The organism is Bacillus sp. FSL L8-0152, from assembly GCF_038006365.1.
In the GTDB taxonomy this organism is placed as follows: domain Bacteria; phylum Bacillota; class Bacilli; order Bacillales; family Bacillaceae_G; genus Bacillus_A; species Bacillus_A cereus.
In genome coordinates this window covers 1,867,822-1,884,239 of record NZ_JBBOVB010000001.1, presented here as the reverse complement: position 1 = coordinate 1,884,239, position 16,418 = coordinate 1,867,822, and the positions used below count along the sequence as shown (strand labels likewise).

Here is a 16,418-nt window from a genome sequence, read left to right as displayed (position 1 = left end):
CTGCATAAAGTTATCGGTTTATTTTAAAATTCACTTCCGGGTATTGGGTTATCAGCCTTTTAAGGGTTGAGCCGTCATCCTTCTGTTTTACATACTGGTCAAAAAATGCCAGGCTGAATTCGTTAATAATACGATGAACTTCCTTTGGATTTTCACCTGGGCTCTGCAACAGAGGTGAGAACAAATGTAAATCGGTAAAACTTGTATGATCCGTATGAGGAATGACCATTGACATACCACCGCCAGCTAACCCGCGTCCGTATCGCTCCCTCACTTCAAAGGGATCTGCTTCATCAGGCTCTTCTGCATTCATGAGCAGAAATGGTTTTCCAATGCCACTTTCAGGCAAGATTTCACCATACAATGTACCATCCATATTGATAGCTGCTTTGACACGAGAATCTTTTGCAAGTATTTGTGCTGCGGTAGCTCCACCGTAAGAGTGGCCAAACATTCCAATTCGCGAGGTATCCAGTCTTCCTGTAAAGAAACCGGTCTCATCGTTTTCGTTAAGTTTCTCTATCTGATTAAGGACAAAGCTGACATCTTCCTCCCATAATTTTATGTGGCTATCTCCTTCATCAGTTAAATTGATGGGCTGTACGTAAGCAGTTCGACCACCTGGAAAGACGGTAGCTGCAGCATCAAAGGTATGATCGATACTTAGAACAATATATCCTTGACTAGCCAACTCCTCAACTTGAAACGTGTTTTGATTACGAAAACCATTAAAACCATGAGAAAAGAGTAATATGGGATAGTGATTCTCTGAGTCTGAGAGTTGTAAATCCATAAACGAATGAGACTTTACCAATTCCATGTGGCTGAATGCAAATGCAGGAATAGACAATGTTTTTTCCAATCCCTTGGAAAGCTCATTTATGTTACGAATATAAGGTTCTGGATCCCCCTTGCTTTTTTCAGCTGCAGGATACCAAATTTGCACCATCAGTTCGCGCCGATTATTTGGATTTTTCGAATATGGTTCATTTCTCTGATGATCAACCCAATGATATAGCTTCGTACCGATCCTATGTGGACCAGTTGGTTCTTCAAATGAAAATACTGGCATAAGTAAGGGTAGCGCAACTGCTACAAACAAATAGATACATAGTAACGAAGTCTTAACTATGAATATACCCGAACTTCTAAAGCCCTTTTTCTGCCCAGTTAATAAATAGCATAAAATTAAGATAACTGGGGATACATATGCCGGAATCATCTGCCACCTAAAACCTTCTGCCAATAACTGAACTGTAACCATTACAACGGCAATCAAAGTAGCTAATTTAGACCACTTTTTCGTTTCTCTGCCTATTAACAGTATCCAACTCAATAGACTAAAATTCACTACTATCAAAACAACTTCCCAGAAATTCATTGGCCTATCTCCTTTGCATGCATTTTACTTCTAATTAAAGAGGTTGTTTTCAGCCTAAGCAAAAGCAGGTGAAACACCTATATAGTTGCACCGATTATGCTAATCGTTTCATCCACTCTACTCCTTTATTCAAATTAAAAACTTAAAATGCCCAGCTACCTTTACGGAAAATTGGTTCTACAGTTCCATCTGGTAGAATACCGTCGATGTCCATCTCACTGCTGCCAATCATAAAGTCCTCATGTGTTACTGAAATATTTGCCCCTAACGTTTCAAGCTGATCGTTTTCTAGATCTCTTCCACCCTCTAAGCAAGTTGGATAAGCTTTACCAATCGCTAAATGGTTCGATGCATTTTCATCAAACAATGTATTAAAATATAAAATTCCCGATGCTGAAATTGGTGATTCATGTGGTACAAGTGCTACTTCACCTAAATAGCAAGAGCCTTCATCCACATTAATAAGCTCTTGTAATAAATCATGTCCTACCTGTGCTTCAGCTTTAACAATTTTTCCTTCTTCAAATGTCAGTTTAAAGCCATCGATAATATTCCCTTGATAAACTAATGGTTTTGTATTGCTTACATAGCCATTTACACCTTGTTTCATCGGTAACGTATAAACCTCTTCTGTCGGCATATTAGCCATAAAGATAGTATCATCAGGAGTTTTACCACCTCCAGTAACCCATTTATGCTGTGGTGCTAATGCAATTGTTAAATCAGTACCTGGCGCTGTATAGTGAAGCTTCATATATTTTTTTTCGTTCAGTAGGACCGCACGAGATTCTAAATTTTTTACATGTTCACGCCATTTTTCAATAGCACTGCCGTCACCAATACGAACAGCTTTAAAAATAGCCTCCCATAATGCTGGTACTTGATCCTCAGTTGCTAAACCTGGGAACACCTTCGATGCCCACTTTGGTGAAGGAACTGCTACCATCGACCAAGCTATTGAATCCTTCATTACGGCGTTGCGATTGTTTCTCAGAGCAGCTCCTGCTACCTTTTGATAGGTAGCTAGACGATCAGATGAAATACCTGTAAATTTATCAGGATCTGTAGCATCTATCATTAATAGTGCTCCTTTACGTTCGATCAGCTCATCATTCATTTTGACTATCCACTCTGGGAAGCGATTAAATTCTTCATCTGAGGCATAATCAAAGTAAGCACGTTCCATTTCTTCATCCGAAAAATTAACATGAACACGCCCTGCCCCAGCCTTATAAGCCTCTTTCACAATTATACGGGCGAAATCCAATGCATCCACTGATGTATTGACTAATAAGTATTGCCCTGGTTGAATATTGACACCGATTTTCACCGTAAGTTCTGCATATGCTTGTAATTTTTCTTCAAAAGTCATATTATTTACCTCGCTTTTATTAAATTGGTTTTGAATTCCCCTCACTAACTTACTTTCATACCATACTTTCTGAACAGGTTTTCTCAGAATTTCCATTTTCTATTTTTTACATTTTTTTATCAGGACATGATAACAACTAATGGATTTTTTCTACTACTCATATATTTAATTTCTAAACTTTGATTCAATTAATATTGATTTGTTTTTCAAAAAATCTAATAGAAGGGTATCAAACACTACATAAAGTTATAGAGTTCTTTATTGTGAAAGCTCACTCATTTCTTCCCAATCTTTTCAATGCTGCTGCACCTAAAGGCTTACCATCAATGGGACGTTTAACATTCTCAATCACTCCTTTATCTTTACAAAAATTTTTTGATAGATAAACATATCATTTGATATAAGATTAAATCATTTTGAATGAATTATCAAGACGTAAAATTTAATTTTAAAAAAATTCAGTAAAAAACCTATATGAAAATGGATTCTATCAAAGGGAGCGATAACGGAAAAATTTTTACGCACACATGGATACGAAATTACTACTCCAAAATACCCCCTTACATTTATCTGCAAGGGGGTTTTCTTTTTATTCATTTTGCAAATAAACAAACGTGTTTCCACTTTACCTATTTTTTCATGTTTACATTATCCTATCTAGATGAAGCTATCTCCTAGAGGTAACGCCACATGCCCATCAAGTTAAGAGTTAAATTGCCCCCATAGAAAGGAAAACTGAATCGGATTGTATGAATAATTATGAAGAGATAGAATTTTCGTTTTGGAGATATTTCAAAAGTTTAGCTTGATGGGTATGTGAATCTCCTCTCTATAACAAATATTTTTTAGTAAATGTTAAAAATCTTACGAGAATGTATTTTTTTAACATTTTAATTTTTCTCAATTGTATAACTTTATTTTTGAACTATACTTAATTCGTAATCCCAAAATTAGGAAAGGAGCTTTGAGATAGGACATTTATCTTAATTGTTTATTTAGAGGAGTGATTTAAGAAATCAATGAAGGTAATGTGTTTCTAAATTAATCAGGAAGGGAACTTGAAGTGTTACTATGCTTTTTTTTACTCATCTAAAAATATCATCAACATTTTTTTATAAGTGTGAATTTAAAAAATCCACTTTCGGCATTAGTGAAAAAACTAATATTTCGTATGTAAGTAATAATGAATTTTAACGAAGGGACTGATCTATATGAACAGAAGAAAGAATTGTAGATTACAAAAAACTATAAAGGTGTTTGCAACATCTGCTATTTTAGCAACCACGTTATTTACACCTATTATGTCAAACAATTTAGATGTACATGCTGAAACTGCACAAACTGCAACTCAATTTGAACAAAGAGAGTTTGACCTTCCAGGTACAGGAAGTTTTTGGGATGAAGCAAAAAGAGAAAAAAGAAGTGAGCAAAAAAATTATATGCCAACAGGCATATATGTGAAACCTAATGAACAGGTTACAATTACAGTATCAGGAACGCAAAAGATTAGAGCCATTATTGGGACACATCAATATGATAAAGAATGGGGAAAAGAAATTGATCTTTCACCTGGCTCTAATACCATCTCTTCACCAAACGGCGGCGTATTAGGGTTAGATAATTTTCAAAGCACAGGAACAGTTAAGGTGCAAGTAACGCAAGGCGGTAGCCCTATTCCTTTCTTTGTATTAGGGAAACACACAAAAGCAGACTGGATTGCCATGATGAACAACTATCCAAATGCACATGCAGTACAATTGAAATCAGAACGAGCGGTGCTAACTGTAACTCGTGATAGTGCCAATAAATATATTGTAAATCAAGATCCTGTGCCCCTATTAAATAAATATGATGAAATGATTCGAGCGCAAGACAAGTTAGCAGGGCTATCTGAAACAGATCCTAATCCTTTACATCGTTCAACTCGTCGTATTTGGGCCTTTGTAGAAAATCCTAACGCACAAAGTTGGGGTATGTATGCAAGTTGGGATGGAGCCGTGTTTACGACTGCTGGTGAAGCTATCAAAAGTACTTTAAATGTCAATGAGTTTGGGTGGGGACAAATGCATGAAGCGGGACATGCACGACAACAATATCCATGGACGTGGAATGATTTAAGAGGTATGGGTGAAGTAACTAATAATCTATATTCTTTAGCTGCATTCAAGAAAATATACCCAAATATACCAACACGTTTAGATACAGAGGGAGATTATAATAGAGCTTTTGCATATTTAAAACAAACAAATAAGGAATATAAAAATATTGACGACCTGTTTGTAAAACTTGTTATGCTTTGGCAACTTCATTTGGCATATGGGGATGATTTTTATCCAAATCTCCACAAATTATATCGTGAGATACCAGAGGATCAACTTCCCAAAACAGACGAGGATAAAATACAGGCATTTATTTACAATACATCGAAAATAGCAAAACAAAATGTACTGCCATTCTTTGATAAATGGGGATTGAAAGCAACACAAGAAACGAGACAAAAAGTAGAAGCTTTAAACAACCCAACATTAATTGCACCTATATGGGAAGCGACGGATGCTAAACCTGTTAAACCACTTGCTGTATTGTCAAAAAAAATAATGAAGGCAAGTGCAAATAGTGAGGAATCAACGGGCTCAGCTAGTAAGGCGATAGATGGAAAAACAGATACATTTTGGCATAGTACTTGGACACCAAATCAATATCCTTACAATTTGACACTAGAACTTGGTGATACACGTACCATTTCACAATTGGCATATCTTCCAAGGCAAGATTGGTCAGAAAATGGCCGTATTTTAACTTACAATATTTATACGAGTGTAGATGGCATTACGTATGACAAAATATCATCAGGAACATGGGAAAATAATAGTGATAAGAAAACGGCAACATTTACCCCAGTTACTGCAAAGTATGTAAAAGTGGAAGTAACGAAAGGACAGAATGGATTTGCTTCAGCAGCTGAAGTAGATATTTTAGGGTATTAATTATTTTCACTTGTAAATGAGTATATGATCACAGGGTGGATTTTGAAATATTTTGAGGATCTGCCCTGTGATATTTTTTGCGTATTTCATGTTCTGTTTTCACTTTATAATTTCTGATAGGAAATTAAGTGAATAAGTTTCACTTAATACTAATAAAGTAAAAGTCTATAATGATTCTTTAAAAATTTATTTCTCAAAAAAACAGGATAAAAAAATAAACAGCAGAACTAGTCCACTGTTTACTTCGCCACACCTTCATGTAATTTTTCTGTATAATCCTTTACATCTTTCCAGCTATCTTTCGCTGTATGTAAATCTTCTTTTATAAACGTAAACTCTTCTGGAGAAATTCCTTTTACGTTTTGTAGTAAATTATTATATTTTGCACCTACTGTATACCATTGATTTGATATGTTTTGTAGTGCTGTAATTGCTGCATCAATTGTTTCTGTCATGTTTGTTGTTTTATTTTTTACATCAGTCAAAATTAAGACTTCTGCTTGCGCTCCTGAAATTCTATCTTTTAAATTAGCGATTTCTCTTTCTGCATTTGCGATATCTTTTTTCGCAACCGCAATCATTGGCCCGCCAGCAAGACATGTTATTAATGCTATGCAAAGTACGCCACCAGCAATGACCATATCATTACTCTTTTTAATTGAATCGTTATATGTATTTATTTGTTGCTCTAAAGCTGGAATACCAGCATTCGTACTTGCCAATATCGCTGTTAACTGATTTGTATCCTCTTTGAAACTATTTGTATCTTTCGCCATTCTATCGCGAAAAGCTTTCAAATTCCCTAATAATACATCTACCTCATTTTGATTCTTTACAATATCCGCATACAACTTTTCTAAATCCGCTTTTAATTTTCCGCTATCCTTTTGATCAATCGCTATTAACATGTCATTATAATACGATTGAAAAGTATTATTGTAATTTATAATATTTTGATCCGTTTTCATAATTTGAGGCTTCATATTATTTAACCAATATGCTGCATTAACTTTTGCATCTCTTTGATGCTGAATCATATTCCCTTTAAATTCACTATTAATCGAACTTATTTTACTTAAATCCGTCTCTTGTTGATTTTGAATTAATTTTGCATATGAATCCATTGCAAATATACTTGATGTCGTTTGTGCCATTACATCTTGGAATCCAGCTGGTCCAAGAGAATAGTTTTTCACATTTTCTTGTAGCACCTTTACATTTTGTTCTGCTGCAAAAGGATGTAAAGGGAATGCGTTACTCGTTGCCACCCCAGCAATCATTACCGCTAAAAGACATTTTTTATAAAAACTTTTCTGCATAGTCTTCACCTATTCTCCTTATAAGGATATCAAAAGCTCCTGCTCACAACTGAACAGGAGCTTCAAATCATTCATCAACACTTAACGCTCTAACGATTCGTATTCAATTATGCTTTTTTCGTATCTACTACTTTAATATCTTCAGCATAAATCTTTTCTGCATAGTCTTTAATGTTTTTCCAGCTATCTTTCGCAATGTTTAAATCTTCTTTAATGAAAACTAGGTCGTTTGGACTAATAGAATCTACATTTTGAAGTAAAGAATTGTATTTTGATCCCATTGTGTACCATTGGTTTGAAATATTTTGTAACGCTGTAATTGCAGTATCAATTGTATTTGTTAAATACTCTGTTTGTGTTTTAATGTTCGTTAATCCTGCTACTTCTAATTGCGCAGTTGTAACTTGTCCTGTTATCTTTTGAATTTCTGCTTGTGCATTATCAAGCTCTTTCTTCGCTAATACGATTCCAGCTGTACCACCGCCTACAGCTGCTGCACCACCTGCAATTAATGCTACTCCTAGCGGTGTTCCTGCGCCCGTAGCAATAACTACTGCACCACCGATAATTGCAATTGGTCCTAGAGCTGTCGCAACAGATGAACCGATAATAATTGCATTATATTTACTAATTGCTTCATTGTACGTTGTAATTTGATTTTGCAGAAGCGGAATCCCTGCATCTTGACTAGCTAATATAGATGTAATTTGATTTGCATCACCCTTGAAGTTTTGCGTATCCGAAGTCATTTTATTTCGGAATTTCTTCAAGTCTTCTACTAACTGATCCACTTGTGCTTTATTTTCATTAATACTACTTGATAATCTAGTTAAGCCTTTCGTAAGAGTCGCTTTATCCTTTGCATCAACTGCAGCAACTAAAGTATCATAATAGTTTTGGAATTTCGTATTGTAGTTAATGATATTTTGATTTGTTGAAATAAGCTGTGGTTTTAATACATCTAACCATTGCTTCGCATTTCCTCTAGCTGTATCTTGGTGCTGAATTACTTTCCCTTTTAAAGCCGCATCAACAGACGATACATTTCCAAAGTTAACATTACCTTGTTTAATAATTGTTAAAGCGTACAGATCCATTACTAAAGCATTTGAACCTGTTCTTTCCATTGCATCTTTTAGGCCTTCTGGTCCTAATGAGTATTCTTCATAGTCATTATAAGCTTTTGCTATCGCATGAACTGGAGCTTGTTTCACTGTACTTTCAGCTGCATACGTATGAGCCGGCATAATATTTCCTGCTGCAAATACTGCCATAAGTGCTGATAGAGCCATTACTTTATAAGGTTTTTTTGTCATTTTTCTTCTCTCCCTATATCGCTAATTATTTTTCTGTTTAATGTACTTCAACGTTTGTAACGTAATCTTCAAATTGATTTGTTTGCTTATTCATTTCATCACTTACTTTTTTAATTTGATTGAAATGTTTTTGAAGTAAACTACTGTCTGTATACGTACCTTCTTCAACATTTGTTTGAATTTGAATCATATTATTATTTAAAACTTTCCAATCCGTTAATAACGTTTCTAAAGTTGTAATTTGACGATCAATTAATTCTGTAAAGCTATTTACTTGATCTTCAACGAATGTAATTTGGGTCGCCTCTGCTTCAGTTTGTGATAACTTTTGAATAAGTGGCAATAACTCTTTTTGCTTTTGTTGAATGCGAAGAGCTGCTTCTCTCGTTTGACTATCTGCAGCATTTACAATTTCATTACTTAAACTACCGATAGAAACAAAATCGATTGTTTTCGTTTGTGCAGTTTGATTTGTGATTGTAAATACTTGTTTACCGATATTAATAGAACCTTTAATGATTTCTTGAGGTCTATTCAAAATAGTAGTTAGTTCAGCTTGAATTTCCCCTTGAATTCTTTTAATATCTTCTCTTAATTTCACAATATCTCCACTTGATCCTTGCAGTGTTTTTATTGCTTCATCGGCTTTAATTGATAAGTTGTTACTATCTTTGTCTAATACTGTTTTAAATCGATTTAACTCTAATAAATCTTGCTCCATACTCTCTTGGATGCTTTGTACTTGCAATTGTAATTTTCCATATGCACTCATAAAATCTGCTTTTGCTTGCTGATCTTCATTTACGTTTCCTGCTAGTTCATAGAGCTTACTATAATAGCTATTAAATCTAGTGCTGTATCTCATCATTTCTTGATTTAAGTCAATTAGCTTCGGATTATATTCATCAATCCACTCTCGCACATTCGCCTTTGCGAACTTTTGATGATTCGTTAAGCTACTCATCGCATTTACCTTAATGTCTGGCTGTTGCAAAATAATTAATCCGTATGCTTGAATAAGCGGTGATTGTGATCCTAACATTCTAATTGAATTGGATAATGTATTTGGAGCAATTACATTTTGCGCATATACTGTTTTCACTTCCGTTTGCCCCTCCTTAGCGTAAGCGCTTACAGGAATGAAGCAACTCGTAGATACTGCTGTAACCAATAACCCTGTAATTAAAGTCTTTTTCACTTTAACTCCTCCTATGTATTAGCAACTATTACTATCGCATTTTATTATTCTATTTTCTTGCCCATAATTTGAGATGATTAAAATAGAGAACGTTCTCACCGTGATCCATGTATGAACCACCTCTCTCGTATTGCTACAGTACTTACTTATCGCCACAAAACATTTTATTATTTTTCATATGTGTTTAGTATGAATAATATTGTATAAATTTTCTATTTCATCGAAATTCCCACATTCACATAGTGAATATATTACGTAAAAATATTATTCATTTTTAACTAAACAACATGCATAAATATGAAATTTCGTTTTGTTTTCATATATGTTTTGTACTGTAAGGTCATTTAAACACAGCTGTTTATATAACGTAAAGAAGTATTTTCATTCCCTTTATTTTCAAGCTTTCATGTCCTTATTTCAAAATATAATCCGATTCACTTTATTGATTGAAATATCTACATATCACAACAGAAAACACTACTTGCAAATAACAGATAAAATTATATAAATATAACTTTTAAACTCATATGCAATTATGCATAGCATATACACAAAAAGGATAGCTTCATTTTCACGAAGCTATCCTTCAAAAATCTTCTTATTTTTTCAAATGATATGGAACTGTCGTAATAACAACATTTCTTTTATAAAGTAAATACGCACGTATGAGTAAACTGGATTGATTATGAAGAATGTTATGCCAACCTTTTTTCGGAATGAACTGTGGTATAACGACCGTAACGCGGTAATTCGATTCACTTGCCTTATATTGCACTGTATCAATGAACTTCGTTAGCGGCTGAATAATACTTCTATAATGAGAATGTAATGTAACAAGCCTTACTTCAGGTTGCCACACCTTCCATTTCTCTTCAAATTTCTTTTCCTCTTCTCTGTCAAAAGCAACATATACAGCGATAACTTGATCTGCAGAAAGAGATTTCGCATAGTTCAATGAATTTTCTACTACATGCGTCATACCTGCTACAGGAACGACAATTACATTCCCCTCAATTGGAATAAGAGGTTCACAAGTTTTTAAACTTAATTGATCACCCACTGCATCATAATGCTTCTTAATTCGATGAAACAAGAAGATAATAGCAGGTAAGAAAATAAGAATCGACCAAACTTGTGCAAATTTAGTTAAAAAGAACATGCTCATTACGATAAAACTAATAACTGCACCAATTAAATTAACCGTTAATTTTAAAGCCCATCCTTCAGGTTTTTCGCGAAGCCACTTTAATACCATCCCTGTTTGAGAAAGTGTAAATGGAATAAATACACCTACTGCATATAACGGAATTAAATGTTCTGTTTGTCCTTGGAAAGCTACAATTAAAATAATCGAAGCAACTCCAAGTATTATAATACCGTTTGAGTAACCTAGACGGTCTCCTCTAATCGTAAACATTCTCGGTATGAATTTATCTTTTGCGAGGTTAACCGCTAATAAAGGAAATGCAGAATAGCCTGTATTAGCTGCGAGAATTAATATTAAAGCTGTTGTACCTTGTATGAAATAGTACATGAAATTACGTCCAAATGTTTGTTCAGCAATTTGAGAAACAACTGTTACTTCTTTACTCGGCGTCACTCCGTAATAATAAGCTAAAAATACAATTCCTGAAAATAACACAGCAAGTAATGCACCCATTGCAAGCAATGTTTTTGCAGCATTGTTTGGCGCAGGATCTTTAAAGTTCGGAATTGCATTTGAAATTGCTTCAACACCTGTTAAAGCAGAACTACCTGATGCAAATGCTCTTAACAGTAAAAACAAACTAATACCCGCAACCGGCGTTCCGATCGGCGTGTGTAAAGTTGGTGAAACGTGACCAGTCAAAATATTATATATGCCTACACCAATTAATATAAATAGGGCTAAAACAAATAAATAAACAGGATATGCTAAAACAGAAGCTGATTCCGTTACTCCTCTTAAATTTAAGATCGTAATAAATATAACAAATATAATCGCAATGATTACATTATGTGCATGTAAACTAGGAAAAGCAGATGTTAGCGCATCTGTACCTGCAGATACACTTACCGCAACAGTTAAAATATAGTCGACTAATAAAGATCCTCCAGCAATTAAGCCTGGATTCATCCCTAAATTTTCTTTTGATACAACATACGCTCCCCCGCCATGCGGATAAGCAAAAATAATTTGACGATAAGATAAAATAAGGGCTGTCAATAATACTAATACCCCAACAGCGATCGGAATGGAATACCAATAAGCGATCGCTCCCACACCTGCTAAAGCAATTAAAATTTGTTCTGGACCGTAAGCAACTGATGACAATGCGTCAGAAGATAAAATAGCTAAAGCTTTCGTTTTATTAAGCTTTTGTTCTCCAAGCTCTGTTGATTTTAACGGTCTTCCAATTAAAAATCTTTTAATAGATGAAACCAATGCTGTCCACTCTCCAATAATTTTGTACGAACTTTTCTGCTTGTTACAGCCAGTAAACTATTTCTTCAGAAAACAAAAAATGTCTACAAGCCATAGCGAAATAGACTTGTAGACATTATTTTTTTTGTCGCACAAGCTCCACCTTCCTTCTCAATATAACGCTTACGAGGTTAGCTGTCGGATTCGGGCCTATGAGTAGCCCTACCTTTTTCAAGGATTCACCCCATCGGATTATGTACTAATCCGTAAAAACGGGTCCCCCGTACCATGCGGTTTCAGCGATTTAGAAAATTGAAACTGTGGATTATAATACTCCTTTATTTTCAAAAAGTAAACAAAAATTTTTAATAAGAAAAAAATTAAAATGATTGCGCATAATCCGCTGAGAAATATACATAATGAATATTAAAAACCCGCAAAGGAGACCCATATGTCTAAAGAAAAGAAGCCTATTTTTTCCGATTCATATTTAGATGCAGTAGCAAATGAAATTAATCAGTTATATGGTAAACGTGAACAGGAAATAAATTTGACAGATAGAACGAAAAGAAATAAATAATTTGTCATACAAAAAAATAAAAAAGATAGCAATACACTTATATATTGCTATCTTTTTTATTTTTTCATACATCTAATTCTATTACAGATTTGTTAAAGGTCATCTCTTCATACACCTTTAAATTTTGATATATAGATTCTAATAATGGTGCCGCTATAGAAAATTTCTCTGCTACATCCAGTAAATATCCTTGCAAGTGCTTCCCTTCAATAAACGAACCCTTTTCCATATCACGTTGCATTGATGACTTCATATCATACGAAATTTTATCAATCGTTTTCATATGTTCCTGGGCAATATTAGCCTTTACTGGAGCTCCTAATACTCTCATGATTTGTACAGATTCCTCAAACACATTACGGATAAAATCACGGCCGCCTTCACTTTCACGGACTGGTCCAATTGGTGCACGCATTAACGTTGTCACACCTGACATTACAGTAATAAATAAATATTTATGCCACATATCTTGCGTAATATTTTCACTTAAAACAAAACTAGATTTCGTACCTGAAAATGCTTTAGAAATATGCTTTACTCTCTCTGAATTTTGAGACTTAATTTCTCCAAACACAAGTCTGTTGGCAGCGCTAGTTTGTACAATTTCTCCTTGATTGTTTAACGTCGTCTCGATAAAGCATAAACCGCCAATTACTTTTTCTTCGCCGAATTCTTTTTGTAATAGCGATAAATGAGCGATACCATTTAACAATGGAATGATTACAGTATTTTCGCCAACAAACGGCTTCAAATCTTGAATTGCCTCGTTTAAGTGATACGCTTTTGTTGAAAATAAAATGACATCAAATGGAGAAGTTCGCTCTTCTTTCGTTATTAATTTCGGTCGGAAGGAAAAATCCCCGTTAACACTTCGGATTACAAGTCCTCTTTCCTCTAATTGTTTTTTCCGTTTACTACGAACAAGAAACGTGACATCTTCTCCCTTCTCGACTAATCTGCCACCAAAAAATCCTCCGACTCCACCAGCGCCTAATACTAAAATCCGCATACAGCATCCCCCTTTTCAAAATACAATTTTATAACTTTTAGTATACATAACATTATACATGTTCCCTGATAAATAAGCTGAATTTTCACTCTCAATTGAGTATAAAAGAGTGGTTATTTTCAAATAAATTTGGGCATGTTGTTTCTATAGCATATATGGAAAGGACACAATGTAGATGGAGGCAATACAATCAATTGAGGAAAAAGGTGTAGCAACAGCTATATTCCAATTTATATTCCCGTTTTCGTTTAAAGCTGGATATGAACAAAATATGTTCCCTTTCTTACAAAAAAACGATTTTCGTCCTTTTCGGCTCGATCATCTCGATGATGAAAATACATATTATGGGGAGTTTAAAGTTTCACATCAAAATATGGAAGCATACTATCTTTCATTTACAAATAAAATTCTCTTTCCTCATTCAGAGCATCAAAAGGGCTTGCAACGTTATTCAAAGGACCTTAACTTAACTGGACATTTAACAACAAACCTTATTTCAATCCCATTCAAGATACACTCTATTGATGTAACACTTTGTCCTTATGAACTTGGCTTCTTAACAATTCGAACAGAAGTAAACACTGCTCCAAACATGACTTTATCTGAAGCAATCGAATTCGCTGCTCGCTTCCGTGTACTTGAAACTAAAACTGATACAAATGAGTCTATTTGTATTGAATGTAACGGAAAAAAGTATTCCCAAGTTGAAAAATTCATTTTTGGTTATTTATTTCATGGTGTAACTGATTTCTTTGAAAAGAAGAGATTAAGAAGTTCATACTTTCAAACCTTCCCTTTCTTTGAAGACCAAAGAATGTACGTTCAAACTTTATTGTCACTAAAAGAAGGTATGGAACTTAATGAAGTAGATGTTTATCGTACTTCTAGTCTTTCCGGATTAACAAGTGATGGTAAGCCCTATGTGAGTGCAAATAACCTTCCTTACATTCATGACTATTTAAAAAAACACGCTTACCAGAGATGGGCTCCAAATCGTTATTTCATAATGGAAGAACATATTTTTACATGTGTAACAAATGAAGGAGAACGCAAAATCTCTAAACTTGCTAGTCAAATGTTCGGAGAATTTTATTACGCTTTATTATTAAACCTATTTCATAAAATTGTTTTATTAAAAATGGCAAACGCCTATGCTGAGCTAAACATTGAACAAGATACTAATGAAATAGAGAAATTAATTTATTCGATCAATTCGTTCACTGCTAATTATTTTTCTTTAGAATTAGTATCCCAATCACAAAGTGAAGATATTTTCTTTCGCTTAAGAAAACTTTTTAATATTGAGGTTCTATACTCGAATGCGAAACAAAATCTTGATAGTTTGTTTAAATATCAAGAAAATGTCGCCTCTAAAAAAGATAGCCTTTTATTATTAATTTTAACGCTCTACTCTGTAGTGGGCCAAATGTTAGGGTTTACTATGATCGACCTTTTAAGAAACACCGATTCAAACAAAATATCGTCACCTCTTGAATTTTTCGCTCTATTAATTGCGATTAGCGGCATTGTCATTTCACTTATTTTAGGAGCCCAAAGTTTATACCAATGGGGTCTACAGCATAAACAAAGAAAAGCTTGGGTAAAACAAACGGTACTGTCTGCTGTAAAAGAAAAAGAGGATAAAAACTAAAGAAGGTTATTTTCAAATTCTTGGTGTGCTACAGTAAGTGAAATTTTTATCAGCGATTTTTAAGATATATCAGCGATTTTTTAAATATATCGACTTACCGACAAAAAACGACAAATGACAGGACTGGATAATAAAAAAAGGGTACTCCAAAATAAAACTTGGAGTACCTTTTTATTATACGAATTCAGCTTACTTCTCTGCTTCGATTTTCTCTAATGCAGCAGCTACTTGTTCTTCAGTTAATTCATGTTGTATTACATAGCGGTTACGTGGACTTACACGACATTCATGAGAACATGCACGTAAATATTTCGCTTCGTTTTCTTCAGAACATAAAATTTTCTTATTACATTCTGGATTTGAACAGTTTACATAGCGCTCACATGGTTCACCTGTAAAGTGATCTTTACCAACGATAACATGTTCTTTTTGGTTTACTGGAACAGCGATACGTTCATCAAACACGTAACATTGCCCATCCCAAAGCTCACCTTGTACTTCTGGATCTTTTCCGTACGTTACAATTCCGCCGTGAAGCTGACTTACATCTTCATAACCTTCACGAACTAACCAACCAGAGAATTTCTCACAACGAATTCCACCTGTACAGTATGTTAAAATCTTTTTACCTTCAAGTGTTTCTTTGTTTTCTCTAATCCAATCTGGTAATTCACGGAATGATTCGATATCAGGTTTAATCGCGCCTTTGAAGTGTCCTAAATCAAACTCATAATCATTTCGTGCATCAATGATAACTGTATCTTCTTGTTTCATTGCCTCATAAAAATCTTTTGGCTCTAAATACTTCCCAGTTATTTCGTGTGGGTTAATGTCATCTTCTAGACGAAGTGTAACTAATTCTGGACGAGGACGTACGTGCATTTTCTTGAATGCATGCCCTTCTTCTTCATCTATTTTAAATACGATACCATCAAAACGTGGATCATTATTCATTGCTTCCATGTATTTCTCTGTTTGCTCTACAGTTCCAGAACAAGTTCCGTTAATACCTTCTTTTGCTACAAGAATTCTTCCTTTTAATTCAAGTGAATTACAAAATGCTAAATGCTCTGCAGCAAATTCTTCTGGGTTTTCAATTGTTGTGTACATGTAATATAGTAATACTCTGTATGGTTTTGTAGTTGCCAATGTATTTCTACCACCTATCTAATTTTTAAAATCATGTATAAGTTAACGTTCA

General features: G+C 34.3%; 11 protein-coding genes and 1 riboswitch. Of the genes, 3 read left to right on the top strand and 8 right to left on the bottom strand.

Annotated elements, in window-relative coordinates; all coding sequences use genetic code 11:
* Nucleotides 1–10: 10 nt before the first annotated feature.
* Entirely contained in the window at nucleotides 11–1,381 is a 1,371-nt protein-coding gene (locus MHH27_RS09615; protein WP_098014321.1) for an alpha/beta hydrolase family protein, read from the bottom strand.
* 142 nt (nucleotides 1,382–1,523) lie between these two features.
* Nucleotides 1,524–2,753, bottom strand: coding sequence for an aminopeptidase (locus MHH27_RS09610; protein ID WP_046945403.1), 1,230 nt, complete (start codon nucleotides 2,751–2,753; stop codon nucleotides 1,524–1,526).
* Nucleotides 2,754–3,964: 1,211 nt separating this feature from the next.
* Between MHH27_RS09610 and MHH27_RS09605 the strand changes: the two genes are divergently transcribed.
* Nucleotides 3,965–5,740 carry a M60 family metallopeptidase gene (locus tag MHH27_RS09605; RefSeq protein ID WP_001081793.1) on the top strand — a complete coding sequence of 592 codons (1,776 nt, stop codon included), beginning with the start codon at nucleotides 3,965–3,967 and terminating at the stop codon, nucleotides 5,738–5,740.
* A gap of 239 nt (nucleotides 5,741–5,979) precedes the next feature.
* Here MHH27_RS09605 and nheC read toward each other — a convergent pair whose 3' ends face one another.
* The 4 genes from nheC to MHH27_RS09585 all read right to left on the bottom strand — a co-directional run bounded on the left by nheC (nucleotide 5,980) and on the right by MHH27_RS09585 (nucleotide 11,998).
* Entirely contained in the window at nucleotides 5,980–7,059 is a 1,080-nt protein-coding gene (gene nheC / locus MHH27_RS09600) for a non-hemolytic enterotoxin NHE subunit C (RefSeq protein ID WP_033657501.1), read from the bottom strand.
* A 107-nt stretch (nucleotides 7,060–7,166) separates the two neighbouring features.
* On the bottom strand, nucleotides 7,167–8,375 hold the full coding sequence (gene nheB / locus MHH27_RS09595) for a non-hemolytic enterotoxin NHE subunit B (protein WP_000162965.1): 1,209 nt from the start codon (nucleotides 8,373–8,375) through the stop codon (nucleotides 7,167–7,169).
* Between the two features lie 37 nt (nucleotides 8,376–8,412).
* Nucleotides 8,413–9,573 (bottom strand): non-hemolytic enterotoxin NHE subunit A, encoded by a 1,161-nt coding sequence (gene nheA, locus MHH27_RS09590; RefSeq protein WP_000751825.1) that lies wholly within the window; start codon nucleotides 9,571–9,573, stop codon nucleotides 8,413–8,415.
* A gap of 598 nt (nucleotides 9,574–10,171) precedes the next feature.
* Entirely contained in the window at nucleotides 10,172–11,998 is a 1,827-nt protein-coding gene (locus MHH27_RS09585) for an APC family permease (RefSeq protein ID WP_000254899.1), read from the bottom strand.
* Nucleotides 11,999–12,142: 144 nt separating this feature from the next.
* Nucleotides 12,143–12,289: riboswitch (cyclic di-AMP (ydaO/yuaA leader) on the bottom strand.
* 139 nt (nucleotides 12,290–12,428) lie between these two features.
* Between MHH27_RS09585 and MHH27_RS09580 the strand changes: the two genes are divergently transcribed.
* On the top strand, nucleotides 12,429–12,557 hold the full coding sequence (locus tag MHH27_RS09580; protein ID WP_000031873.1) for a hypothetical protein: 129 nt from the start codon (nucleotides 12,429–12,431) through the stop codon (nucleotides 12,555–12,557).
* Between the two features lie 64 nt (nucleotides 12,558–12,621).
* Here MHH27_RS09580 and panE read toward each other — a convergent pair whose 3' ends face one another.
* Nucleotides 12,622–13,566: a 2-dehydropantoate 2-reductase gene (gene panE, locus MHH27_RS09575; protein WP_098250998.1), complete on the bottom strand. Its 945-nt coding sequence runs from the start codon at nucleotides 13,564–13,566 to the stop codon at nucleotides 12,622–12,624.
* 175 nt (nucleotides 13,567–13,741) lie between these two features.
* Between panE and MHH27_RS09570 the strand changes: the two genes are divergently transcribed.
* Nucleotides 13,742–15,217: a hypothetical protein gene (locus MHH27_RS09570; RefSeq protein WP_340942350.1), complete on the top strand. Its 1,476-nt coding sequence runs from the start codon at nucleotides 13,742–13,744 to the stop codon at nucleotides 15,215–15,217.
* A gap of 189 nt (nucleotides 15,218–15,406) precedes the next feature.
* Here the strand turns inward: MHH27_RS09570 and trhO are convergent, their stop codons facing one another.
* On the bottom strand, nucleotides 15,407–16,366 hold the full coding sequence (trhO, locus tag MHH27_RS09565; protein ID WP_098250997.1) for an oxygen-dependent tRNA uridine(34) hydroxylase TrhO: 960 nt from the start codon (nucleotides 16,364–16,366) through the stop codon (nucleotides 15,407–15,409).
* Between the last annotated feature and the right edge of the window lie 52 nt (nucleotides 16,367–16,418).

Excerpts from the sequence above, each read along its gene's own strand:
- MHH27_RS09615 (WP_098014321.1), bottom strand. The coding sequence starts at position 1,381 with ATGAATTTCTGGGAAGTTGTTTTGATAGTAGTGAATTTTAGTCTATTG.
- MHH27_RS09610 (WP_046945403.1), bottom strand. The coding sequence starts at position 2,753 with ATGACTTTTGAAGAAAAATTACAAGCATATGCAGAACTTACGGTGAAA.
- MHH27_RS09605 (WP_001081793.1), top strand. The coding sequence starts at position 3,965 with ATGAACAGAAGAAAGAATTGTAGATTACAAAAAACTATAAAGGTGTTT.
- nheC (WP_033657501.1), bottom strand. The coding sequence starts at position 7,059 with ATGCAGAAAAGTTTTTATAAAAAATGTCTTTTAGCGGTAATGATTGCT.
- nheB (WP_000162965.1), bottom strand. The coding sequence starts at position 8,375 with ATGACAAAAAAACCTTATAAAGTAATGGCTCTATCAGCACTTATGGCA.
- MHH27_RS09580 (WP_000031873.1), top strand. The coding sequence starts at position 12,429 with ATGTCTAAAGAAAAGAAGCCTATTTTTTCCGATTCATATTTAGATGCA.
- panE (WP_098250998.1), bottom strand. The coding sequence starts at position 13,566 with ATGCGGATTTTAGTATTAGGCGCTGGTGGAGTCGGAGGATTTTTTGGT.
- MHH27_RS09570 (WP_340942350.1), top strand. The coding sequence starts at position 13,742 with ATGGAGGCAATACAATCAATTGAGGAAAAAGGTGTAGCAACAGCTATA.